Origin of the sequence: Enterococcus sp. DIV2449a (genome assembly GCF_051711225.1) — a bacterium.
Classification (GTDB): domain Bacteria; phylum Bacillota; class Bacilli; order Lactobacillales; family Enterococcaceae; genus Enterococcus_D; species Enterococcus_D casseliflavus.
The window spans coordinates 47,388-58,795 of the sequence record NZ_JBIOME010000002.1; the positions used below are offsets into that span (position 1 = coordinate 47,388).

Annotated in this window: 7 protein-coding genes and 2 pseudogenes; 6 read left to right on the plus strand and 3 right to left on the minus strand. The window is 37.5% G+C overall.

The annotated features are described in order from the left end of the window. Window position 1: 1 nt before the first annotated feature. A complete protein-coding gene (locus IGI76_RS16910) occupies window positions 2–1,273 on the minus strand; it encodes a Y-family DNA polymerase (protein ID WP_002332590.1) in 1,272 nt (423 codons plus the stop codon). A gap of 120 nt (window positions 1,274–1,393) precedes the next feature. On the opposite strand from IGI76_RS16910, the gene IGI76_RS16915 reads away from it, so the two are divergent. Both IGI76_RS16915 and IGI76_RS16920 read left to right on the plus strand, forming a co-directional pair. After that, a complete protein-coding gene (locus IGI76_RS16915) occupies window positions 1,394–2,383 on the plus strand; it encodes an IS30 family transposase (protein WP_438781798.1) in 990 nt (329 codons plus the stop codon). Window positions 2,384–2,918: 535 nt separating this feature from the next. Beyond that, complete coding sequence (locus tag IGI76_RS16920) at window positions 2,919–4,541, plus strand: hypothetical protein (RefSeq protein WP_438781796.1); 1,623 nt, start codon at window positions 2,919–2,921, stop codon at window positions 4,539–4,541. A gap of 26 nt (window positions 4,542–4,567) precedes the next feature. On the opposite strand, the gene IGI76_RS16925 is transcribed toward IGI76_RS16920, so the two are convergent. Then, the gene (locus tag IGI76_RS16925) at window positions 4,568–5,401 is read right to left on the minus strand and encodes an AraC family transcriptional regulator (RefSeq protein ID WP_438781818.1); all 834 of its coding nucleotides are present in this window, start codon (window positions 5,399–5,401) and stop codon (window positions 4,568–4,570) included. Window positions 5,402–5,522: 121 nt separating this feature from the next. Here IGI76_RS16925 and IGI76_RS16930 point away from each other — a divergent pair, with 121 nt between their 5' ends. From IGI76_RS16930 to IGI76_RS16945, 4 genes and pseudogenes are all read left to right on the plus strand, one after another. Beyond that, window positions 5,523–6,959: a glycoside hydrolase family 1 protein gene (locus IGI76_RS16930; protein WP_438781794.1), complete on the plus strand. Its 1,437-nt coding sequence runs from the start codon at window positions 5,523–5,525 to the stop codon at window positions 6,957–6,959. Between the two features lie 11 nt (window positions 6,960–6,970). Continuing rightward, window positions 6,971–8,248 carry a PTS sugar transporter subunit IIC gene (locus IGI76_RS16935; RefSeq protein ID WP_438781792.1) on the plus strand — a complete coding sequence of 426 codons (1,278 nt, stop codon included), beginning with the start codon at window positions 6,971–6,973 and terminating at the stop codon, window positions 8,246–8,248. 705 nt (window positions 8,249–8,953) lie between these two features. Further along, window positions 8,954–9,922, plus strand: a pseudogene (locus IGI76_RS16940) (ISL3 family transposase); the annotation flags it as partial. A gap of 336 nt (window positions 9,923–10,258) precedes the next feature. Further along, window positions 10,259–10,768 (plus strand): annotated as a pseudogene (locus IGI76_RS16945) (DUF805 domain-containing protein); the annotation flags it as partial. A 379-nt stretch (window positions 10,769–11,147) separates the two neighbouring features. On the opposite strand, the gene IGI76_RS16950 reads toward IGI76_RS16945, so the two are convergent. After that, entirely contained in the window at window positions 11,148–11,276 is a 129-nt protein-coding gene (locus IGI76_RS16950) for an IS110 family transposase (protein WP_438781790.1), read from the minus strand. Window positions 11,277–11,408: the final 132 nt, after the last annotated feature.

Sequence of the window (11,408 nt, forward strand, 5' to 3'; positions counted from 1 at the left end):
TCTAATGGCCGCCGACTTTCGTGCTGCGGCTAACAGCTGTCGCCCCAGGCAACAACGAACTAGCATGGATCAAAGCCTTAAAGCCATATCTGTTTCTAATTTCATCACATAGGAAATCGAGTTTTTCTTGCTGAATTGTTTTTTCTGGATCAGAAAATAGATCCAGCTGTAAACTCGTCTGATAAACGAGTTTTGAACAGGATACACCGACATGCCGTACCGCATAACTAGTGTAGTGTTCCTCAAACAGCTGTAGAAGGTAATTAGTGATTTGTTTTGTGTTGGACGTTGCTGGCACCTTCATTTGGCGCGAAAACCCTGGTAACAACTCACCGTGAGAGTAGCCGATAGAAAGGGCGATTGATTCGGTTTGAGCATGTTCTTTTCGTAGCCTTGATCCGACCAAATCAGCCATTTCACGTATGATAATCATTACTTCTTTTTTATCTGTATAATCCTTCATAAGAATTTGAGAATTGGAAATACTCTTTTCTAGGACTTTATATTTCTTATCAATCTCGCTGCGATCGATCCCATTTGCGTGAGCGTGCAACTGAAGCCCAATCACACCCATAGAAGCCTTCAGTCTGGAAGGGGGGGTATTTGCAAGTTCTTCGACCGTAGTGATTCCACGTTTCCATAGATTTTTTGCCGTACGGTGACCAATGCCCCAAAAATCAGTCAGACTTTTGATTTTCCAAACTGTAGAAGGGACGTCCTCATAACGCCATTCTGCAATCATATCTGGATTCTTCTTTGCTGCATTGTCCAATGCAAGTTTGGCCAATAACATATTATCGCCAATCCCAACAGTGGTATAGATTCCCGTTTCCTCGAGTATCCTTTGCATTAAGGCTTTTGCGAATTGTTTAGTACGACAATTTCCGTGGAGGTTTTTAACTTTGTCAAAGCGTACAAAGAGTTCATCAATACTATAAACATGAATGTCATCATCAGAAACATACCGACGAATAATATTTACGATTTTTATGTTTGTTTCGATATATAAGTTCATTCGGGGTGGCACACATATCAAATCTTTATGATCCGGTAGCTCATATTTTCTCGTGACGTTGGAAATACCTAATTCTTTTTTTGCGGCAGGAGAGGCGGCCAAGACAAGTCCACCTGGTCGATCAGATCCAGATAATACCACTAGCATGGTCGTCAAAGGGTTTAAGCCTCTTTCTACGCATTCCACGGAGCTGTAAAAACTTTTACAGTCGATACATAAGTAATCGCCACGGGGTTCAAAACGATAATCGAAATACATAAAAGACCCTCCTTTATCACAGTTGGTGAATGTACAATTTAAGTGCAACACCAAAAAAAGCCATAAATTAAATTCCTGTATAATGGTGTTTGACGAACAATCATTAGGAGGAATTTAGCCATGGCTTCATACACACATCTTACTACACATGAAAGAGAATTGATATTCTTATACCACGGATTTGGATTTTCTTATCGCCGTATCGGACGGCTTATCAAAAGAAACCCTTCAACTGTCATGCGTGAGTTAAAACGTCACTCGACAAAGAAACGCGCTTATTCACCATCTGTTGCTCAAAAAACATACAAGAAAAATAAGAAACGTTGTGGTAAGAAGCGATTGCTAGATTCCTCTCCATTAAAAGAATGTGTTAGAAAGTTATTTTTAGAAAACCAATGGTCTCCAGAACAAATTTCTCAGAGAATCAAGTTAGAAAATAACGGTGAATCGATTAGCTATAACACGATTTATCGCGCTATCTATCGTGGATTATTCAATGATGGTTTTACAAAAGATAGTAAAGGGGCTAGAAGGAAGCTGCGTCGCAAAGGAAAGCCTAAAAAAAGCGCTCTTGATGGACGAGGACAATTCAACGATGCCCCTAGAATTCACGATCGACCAATTTCAGCAGAAAAAAGAAGTGAAATCGGTCACTGGGAAGCCGACACAGTGATTGGTGCTCAAGGGAAAACTTGTTTGGTCACACTTGTTGATCGGAAATCACGTTTTCTTCTGGCAAAGAAGACACCAAAAAAAGACTCTAAATCGGTCAAGAAGACAATTATTGATTTGTTTTCCGGGGTCAAACAAGCAAATCTTAAAACGATTACGCCTGACAGGGGACAAGAGTTTATGCTTTATCATGAATTTAGTAAAGCATGCGGTATTGACTGTTTTTTTGCGGATCCTTATAGTCCTTGGCAACGGGGAACAAATGAAAATACTAATGGACTACTGCGAGAATACCTACCCAAAGGGCAAGATTTAACTGAAGTATTAGACAGTACAGTGGATCTATTTGTTTCTAAACTAAATCTACGACCCAAGAAGTGTTTGGGTTGGAAAACACCTTATGAGGTCTTTTATGACAAGGTGTTGCACTTATTTTGACAATCTGCGGCCTTTAAAAAGCCTAAAATTAAAAGATAGCGGCTCGCCCACAGGCTATCACACCTTAGTTCCTAATCAAGTTCTACCTAATGAAGTGTTATTAAACTAACCTACATCTAATTTGGATTTAATTGGCCCAAAACCTACATTTTTGGATGGCCTTTTACAAAATTTGTTCTCTCGTCGCTTTTCCCCGTTTAAAAAAAATAAAAATCCATTTAAAAATACATCGACTACTCAGTAAAGAATTGGACGAATGTACCCTCTACTCAAATCCAAAACATAAAAAAACTGAATTGCTTTTGCACATTCTTCACGGGAAAACATACGTGCATTCTTCTTGAGTTCATTTTTAGTCTAGGATTATGTCCGAACCCTCCAAATTTTGGTTTTTTTTTTAAAATTCTATGGGACACTAGTGATTCAGTAGAAATCAATCAGTTAACATTGAGCAATATACCTGTAACCAACGGACATGGAATTACTTTATTTCTTCGTTTATACTTCGTGTATAGCGTGAAAGGAGCATTATTAATTGGTTGAAAATACGATAGAAACATTAGATCCTTCTTGGATTTCGATTGAAACTGAAACAGGGTTGCATTCAAATTTTTATCAAGGACACAAAATGGATTTTGACGATATTTCCTTGTCATTTACTAAAGAACCTAAACATTTAGATATAAACGTAAGAGCCCATGAAAGCAAATTAAAATATATTAAAATACGATGGCCTAAAAAATTGCCTAAAGAAAGTAAAATTTTGGGTGATGAGTGGGAACGGAGCTATGGAACAATGGGGTTTAACCCTATAAGCCCTAATCGAATACTGCCATGGTACTTTCTTGCCAAGACCTCCGCAGAAACAGTTGGCGTTGGCGTGAAGGTGCAACCGAATGCAATGTGTTTTTGGCAAGTTGATCCTGCTGGCGTCACCTTAGTCATGGATCTTCGTAATGGAGGAAACGGGGTCCATTTGCAAGGTCGTCAATTACGGGTAGCTCAAGTAGTCAGCGAAATCTATCACGGTGATGACTCATTTTCAGCAGCAGTCTCCTTTTGCAAACGGATGTGTCCGGAGCCGTTACTCCCAGATGTGCCAGTTTATGGTAGCAACAATTGGTACTATGCATATGGAGATACCTCAGAGAATGACGTCTTAGAAGATGCTAAGTATCTAGCAACTCTGACAAAAAAATGCGAAAATCCCGCCTTCATGGTTCTAGATGATGGCTGGCAGGAAGAACATCATCTCTTAGAATATAACGGAGGCCCTTGGAAAAAGGGCAACGATAAATTTTTAGACTTACAAAAAATGAATCAGAAAATTAAGTCTCTAGGATTACGGACGGGAATTTGGTTTCGTCCCTTGCTAAATAAAGATAGCGTGTTCACTGATGAGTGTCGCATAAGTGACTTAACATTAGATCCAACCCACCCCTTTGTTGAGGAGTATTTACGGCAAGACATCCGCAGAATTTGTGAGTGGGGTTTTGAATTAATTAAACACGACTTTTCCACCTACGACTTGTTTGGGCGCTGGGGATTTGAAATGAATCCAATGGTTACGAGAGAAAATTGGCATTTTTACGATAAAACTTTGACTAATGCAGAAATTGTAAAAAACTTTTATCGACTGATTTTTGAAGAATGTCACTCAAGCAATACGTTGATTTTAGGTTGTAATACCATGGGTCATTTAGGGGCTGGATTAATGCATATTCATCGGACTGGTGATGACACAAGTGGTCTTGAATGGGAACGCACGAGACAGATTGGCGTTAATACTCTGGCATTTCGACTACCTCAACATAATACATTTTATCATGTAGATGCAGACTGCGTCGGGATAACGGGTCAGATTGACTGGCGCTTTAATAAACAATGGACTGAGGTGTTAGCAAGAAGCGGAACCCCACTATTTGTTTCTATAAAACCAAATATCCTCTCTCCCACAGAGCTTTTGGAGATGCAGGACTTGATGCTTTTAGCTTCTAAACAAACACAACACATGATTCCCCTAGATTGGGAATTGATCGACTGTCCAGATACTTGGGGGGAAGGTTCAGAAATGGTTTCGTATAACTGGTACCAAGAAGATGGTGTCCATTTTGTTGTCAACCCTTTACGCTATCAAAGTTTTCTATCCATTGAGTAAGTTTATTGAACTGCTGAGGGTTACCCTCAGCGGTCCAGTAGATTCTCCGGTTGCAAATACATTTGGCGATAAGCCGTTGGCGTGATGGAGTTTTCTCGCTTAAAGGCGCGAGAAAACGAAAATTGATTTTTGTACCCACAAAGGTAAGCGATTTCTTGAATTGATAAATTTGATTTAGCTAATAGCTCCCTTGAGTTTGCTATCTTAGCACTGGTAATAAACTGTTGCGGTGACATATGCAATTTTTCTTTAAAAAGTAAAAATAAGTACGTTCGACTGATGTGCAAATATTCACACATATTCGTCACTGTTACTTCAGATAATTGAGTGGTCTGACAATATTCAATCGCTTCATTTAGTAATGGTATGTTCACCAACTCTAAGTCAAGATAGTCTTGTTTGTTCTCCAATTGAATAAAGGCGAAAATACGGAGCAATGAGCTTTGGATAAACCACTCATTTGCGGGAGTTATTTGATAGTACTGCAACATTTCCATAATAATTTCGTGAATGGCTTGCATGTTTTTAATTTCCATAATTGGATTAAATTTAGTCAAGCCACAATCATCCAAGATTTCCATTGCAGCAGTTCCTTTAAAACAAATCCAGCAGTAGGACCAGGGGGTGCTAGAATCCGCATGATAAAAAACTGAGGTGCTTTCTGGTGTAAAAAAACAGTGAGCTTCCTCAACAATATGGTGTTGATTGTCAAGGTAATAATGACCTCTCCCATGTGTGACGAAATGTAAAATACCATAGTCTTTTTTTATAGGCCCCACGGATTGAGTCGAGGTACATTCTTCATAACCACTAGAAACAAACGCAATATCCGTGGGACGTGTTGTATGCTCTAATACCATTTTTTTCAAAGATATCCCTCCTATGAGTCTAAGTCTAAGATAAGACAGGCTAGGTGTAAAGAAAAAAAACAGTCAACTGAAATTAGGTAAAAAAAAAATTCAATACGAAAGGAAGAAGTCAATGTTTACAATTTATCAGTCGAAAAAAAACAATGTTTTCCCAAAAAATTTTCTTTGGGGTGCAAGTAGTTCAGCTTACCAAGTAGAAGGAGCTAGCTTAATTGACGGCAAAGGTCCCTCTTGGCAAGACGTCAAAGTAATTCCAGAAGGTACGTCAGATTTGACTGTTTGTTCAGATCAATATCACCATTACGAAGAGGACATTAAATTAATGGCAGAGATGGGATTTAAAGCCTACCGTTTCTCAATTAGCTGGGCTCGAATTTTACCAGAAGGAATAGGAGAGGTAAATCAAAGGGGTATTGAATATTATAACAATGTGATTGATACGTGTTTAAAGTATGAGATTGAGCCAATTGTCACCATGTTTCACTTTGACCTACCACAAAAGCTACAAGAAAAAGGCGGTTGGTCTAACCGCGAATCCGTTAACTGGTTTCTCGAATTTGCCACGTTGCTATTTAAAACTTATGGTGACCGCGTGGAGTATTGGTTGACAATTAATGAGCAGAACATGTTAACGCTGGTTGGACCCGTTATTGGAACGTTTCATGTACCGGAAGATTGTCAAAACACGCTACAAGAATTGTATCAACAAAATCATCATATGCTTGTGGCACAAGCCAAGGCGATGGAATGTTGTCACCAGTTATTGCCTAAAAGTAAAATTGGGCCAGCCCCAAACATTTCGTTAGTCTATCCACAAAGCAGTAAACCAGAGGATGTCATCGCTGCGCAAAACTTTAATGCGATTCGAAACTGGCTTTATTTGGATGTTGCAGTGAAAGGCGAGTATGACCCGCTGGTTTGGGCCTATCTAAAAGAGAAGAACGCCTTACCGAAGATTCATGATGAAGACTGGAATTCGTTGAAAAATGGTAAGCCTGACTATATCGGATTCAATTATTATAGTACCGATATGGCCTGTTGGGATGAAGACTACGAGAATGAAGCAATCGTTGGTGATCAACAATCTCTAGAAGGAATCCCTGGCTTATTTAAGGGAGTTAAGAATCCCGAACTACCAAAAACACCCTTTGGTTGGTTAATTGACCCAGTTGGTTTTCGTGCAACCTTCCGAGAAATCTACTCCCGTTATCGGCTTCCTATGCTTGTTACCGAAAACGGAATTGGGGCCTATGATGAACTAGATGCACACTATCAAATCCATGACGATTATCGAATTCGCTACTACCAAGACCACATTGAGCAAATCAAACTGTCAATTTTAGATGGGTGCGAAATAATAGGGTACTGTCCTTGGTCGGCAATTGATTTGATTTCAACCCACGAGGGAATGAAAAAACGCTATGGATTCATCTATGTTGATCGCACAGAATTTGATTTAAAAAGCTTAAAGCGATATAAAAAGGATTCTTTCTATTGGTACAAAAATGTGATTGCTTCTAACGGACAAAATCTAGGCACAGAAGAGTAAGGAGGAAAAAAATGAGTAATTTTATGGATTCCATTCAAGAAAAATTAATCCCATTTGCAACAAAACTGGATCAAAACCGCTATTTATCCGCAATTAAATCAGGATTTTTGGTCATTACCCCCTTTTTAATTATTGGTTCATTCTTTTTATTGATTAACGAGTTTCCAATTCCAGCCTATCGAGATTTTATGCAAGGACTATTAGGGGAAAATTGGCAAGTTTATTTTGGAAAAGTCAATGATATGACAATGAATTTAATGTCATTTGTATTTATTATGGGGGCAGCAAATGAACTAGCGAAATTTTACAAAGTCGATGTGATAAGCTCTGAGGTTGTGGCGATTATTAGTTTCCTTATTCTGACACCTATCACGAACACTGATACTGGAAATTTTCTACCTATGTCTTATTTTGGTGCTGCTGGCTTATTCGTTGCCATCTTAAGTACCATTGGATCAGTAGAAATTTTCCGTTTTATCAGTCAAAAAGGCTGGACAATAAAAATGCCTGATTCTGTTCCACCAAATGTTTCAAAGTCTTTTGCGGCTTTGATCCCAGGACTGTTTGTCCTAGCTTTTTTCAACCTGATACGTATTGGATTTTTGCTTACGAGCTATTCTGACGCACAGACGTTCATCTCTCAATTTTTGCAAGAGCCGCTAATGAAGTTAGGCAATTCTTTACCCGCTACCCTGCTCTTCTTGCTTGTCGAAGCCTTATTGTGGGCCTTTGGGCTCCACGGTGCTCAAATCACAAGTGCAATCACAACTCCCATTTGGCGTACATTGGGCATTCAAAATGCTGAATTAGTTGCGCAGGGGTTACCACCTGAAAATATTATTAGTACACAATTCTATGATAATTTTGTGAAACTAGGAGGTTCTAGCGCAACAATCGGGTTAGCATTGGCGCTAATTTTCTTTGCTCGTTCTTCTCAGTATAAAACATTGGGAAAACTATCATTTATCCCAGCTATTTTTAATATTAATGAACCACTAATTTTTGGGTTACCTGTCGTGTTGAATCCCATTTTAATTATTCCGTTTGTTATTACCCCACTGGTTATGTGTCTAATCACATATTTTGCAATGAGTACAGGGATTGTTCCAATCACAAATGGGCTACAACTTCCATGGACGACACCCCCCATTATCTCAGGTTTCTTATTATCTGGCTGGCAAGGTGCTGTTCTGCAAGTTCTCCTAATTGCAACTAGTTTTGGTATCTATTTCCCTTTCCTAAGGGTAGAGGATAAAAAAATCAAGAAAGAAGAACTTAAAACAGAATGAGTTCGTTAACAGATGGAATTAAAACCTGAATCCGGCTTTTCTAATAAGAATTTTGATATATCATATCATTACTTTTGATGATTTTACAGCACCCTTTTCATGATAGAGAAATCGTTAGTTTGATCTTTATTCGTTCTAGTCATTCGTTTAATAATAATATATACATGTTAGTCATAAACTCTACACCAACTAAGTAATTAGTCACAGAGTTTAAAGAAAAGCACAACTAACTAGTTTATTGCGCCATTTTAAGATACACAAACATCTACAGAATAGTTTTTTTATTCTATGTTTCAAATCGAGAAGACGAATAAACAGGTGATTAGGAAGAGCTAAAATAAGGACTTCAAATGTTTTTGCTTTTAATTGGGATATTACCGAATACTCAAACTTTGGACTCGTTGGTTCTATTAAATCAATATTTGATGGATTGTTTAGCACCACTTAAAAGACGCGTATGACATAAGTTAGTTACGCTCTGCAAAAAAACAAGAAGCACTTGAAAATCATTTGATTTTTCGGTTTCTATAATGTTTTGTGTTGGTGGAAAACCGAAGTCGATTTTCCACCAACACTTTTTTCTTATCTTCAAATCAAAAAGAGACTCACGTTTGGTAAAATTTAGTCGACTAAAACCTACCCTACCAAAGGAGTCTCTCAAAGGATAATACTACTAAAGAATTCCTTGGTTTAACAGATAAAAATTTGTTCTTCGATGATGATTGGTTGGAAGAAAGGAAATACAAGGGCGTGAATGCTCAAATCATCAAAGGAAATTTGACGAATCGCTTTTCTCATTGCCTACAATGCAACTCTGTGCGCATCATTCGTAATGACTCTTATATTAAGAACTCACAGATGTTGAAGTTCAAAGAAAGGCTGACTATTTTAGAATTGAAAGGTAGCCGTTTTCTTTGCCATGATTGCGGATCAACGTTTTCTGCGAAAACGGACTTAGTAGATGAGCATCATCAACTGACAAAGGAACTCAAACAGGCAATATTAGTAGAATTATTCGAAAACTAATCACGAAAATTGATCGCAAAGAATTACTTTGTTTCCGATAGTACCGTTGCTCGAATTTTAAGAGAGGCGACAAAGGACTATCAGCCGAATCAAAACTACCTGCCGACCGTTTTATGTATGGATGAATTTAAATCAATGAAATCCGTTTCTGGAGCTAGGAGCTTTATTTGTGTTGACGGGACAACGAATCGCTTGTTCACCATTCTGGAAGATCGCCGATTAGTTAAACTGACACAATACTTCATGCGTTTTCCAAGAAAGGCGCGCTTAAAAATAAACTATCTTGTGATGGACATGAACGCCAGCTATAACCAGCTGCTAAAAACCGTGTTTCTAAATGCCGAGATCGTCACCGATCGCTTTCATATCATGCAGCACATCAATCGCAGCTTTAATCAATTATGGATAACAGAAATAAAAAATTCTACGACAAAAAGAATTTTTGTTCATGGCTACGGATCAACTCCTAAAAGAGATGTAAGCGTGAATACTATAATAAGTTTAGATAAACAGATATCAAATTCGGGAAAAACTTTTTCAGATTGGAGGGGAGCCAACCTTTACTTATTCTATGACAGTGAAGGTACGTTATCATTAGCAGTGCCGGATGTGGATGTAGGAAAAGAAGGCCAATATATGGAGTATCAGCAATAATAACTCTCTTTTTAGGTAAAATACGCAACTTGTGCCAAAACTATTTTTTAATTTTGAAAAAAATGTTCCGATATTTGATCCTGATCTGACACCCTAGGCAAATGAAATACATCTATTAACTATATCTGTTTTCTCGTTAGTCAATTACTAATGGATAGTTACAATTTTTTACTTTGGTTAAAAAATTCACAATTAATACGGAACTGTCTAATTTTTATGATAAAATGGAGAAAATAAAAGGAGGTAATTATGAAAAGAATATTAGAAAAAGGAGAAGTTTCATTTTCACAAGCAGTTAGCGACTTTTTTAAAGGCTAGGCTGACTTTAGAGGACGATCAACGCGTGCTGGGTACTGGTGGGCAACACTTGCAATTGTGCTTATTTATGTTGTTTTAGGAATTGTAACAGCTATTTCATCTCGAAATCGAGAGTACTATGAATCACCAATTAATGGGTTTATGCTATTTATAATTATCGTAATTTCATTGGGGCTTATTATACCTTCATTGGCATTAGCAGTCAGAAGGCTGAGAGATGTAGGCTTGAAGAGTAAAGCTATACTAGTGCTATACATTTTCTACTACGCTGTTTATTTGACTTGGATGATGAGTTTTTATTCCTCTGCTTTAAATTCAATTTCTACGATTAGATCTATGTATAGTGGCTACCCAGATTCTAATATGCCTATAGCTGGACTAAGCATGCAAGGTTCCATATTAATCTTATTTATTTTTATGCTATTATCTGTAATTATCACAATCAGTGCTTTCTTACCTACTAATATGTTAGCAACACATAGTAAGAATCCAGTACTTAATGCAATTTTTACTGAAAAATGAAAGTAAAAAGTCTGAAACAATATAAATAGATAAAACGTAAAAGAGAAAAAGTACCTTCTCTTTTTTTTGCAGAAACTTAACAGATTTTTACTCGAACACTCAGCCTTAATTTATTGGAGTATCAAAAAAGGACGTTCTTTATTTGGTTCGATTTGAAGGTAACATAAAAACTTATACAGTGCATTTTTGTTACATTGACTTTTACAAGAATCAAGTTTATACAGTAATATATGAAAACTTACGATTGAACGAGTAAAATAGTTTTAGTTCGTATCCAAAATTAAAGAAGCAGTGGATATAGGATAGAAGTTGATAAAAAAATCGAAACCATACTGATGGAATAACATGCCTATTTCCCGTAGAGGTTTACGGCACAAAGTTACATAAGAAAGTAACAACCTTCACGATTATTCGCAATTTTCAGGTGACGGATAAAAATTTCTCCCTCACTATCAATAACTGCTAGATCGTGTTTATACTTAGCAACGTCAATTCCAACATAAAGCATGAAAACCACTCCTTGTGTAGTAAATATACGCTATGATCCACGTTCTCAATGCCGATGTAACCTTGCAAAATCAAGCGTTACAGTCCTGCCGTACGCTAACAAACTTATTAACAATCTGACAAAGAGTTGTGG

What these genes read in the sequence shown, in the direction of transcription:
- IGI76_RS16910 (WP_002332590.1), bottom strand. Translation starts at nt 1,273, where the DNA reads ATGTATTTCGATTATCGTTTTGAACCCCGTGGCGATTACTTATGTATC.
- IGI76_RS16915 (WP_438781798.1), top strand. Translation starts at nt 1,394, where the DNA reads ATGGCTTCATACACACATCTTACTACACATGAAAGAGAATTGATATTC.
- IGI76_RS16925 (WP_438781818.1), bottom strand. Translation starts at nt 5,401, where the DNA reads ATGGTATTAGAGCATACAACACGTCCCACGGATATTGCGTTTGTTTCT.
- IGI76_RS16930 (WP_438781794.1), top strand. Translation starts at nt 5,523, where the DNA reads ATGTTTACAATTTATCAGTCGAAAAAAAACAATGTTTTCCCAAAAAAT.
- IGI76_RS16935 (WP_438781792.1), top strand. Translation starts at nt 6,971, where the DNA reads ATGAGTAATTTTATGGATTCCATTCAAGAAAAATTAATCCCATTTGCA.
- IGI76_RS16950 (WP_438781790.1), bottom strand. Translation starts at nt 11,276, where the DNA reads ATGCTTTATGTTGGAATTGACGTTGCTAAGTATAAACACGATCTAGCA.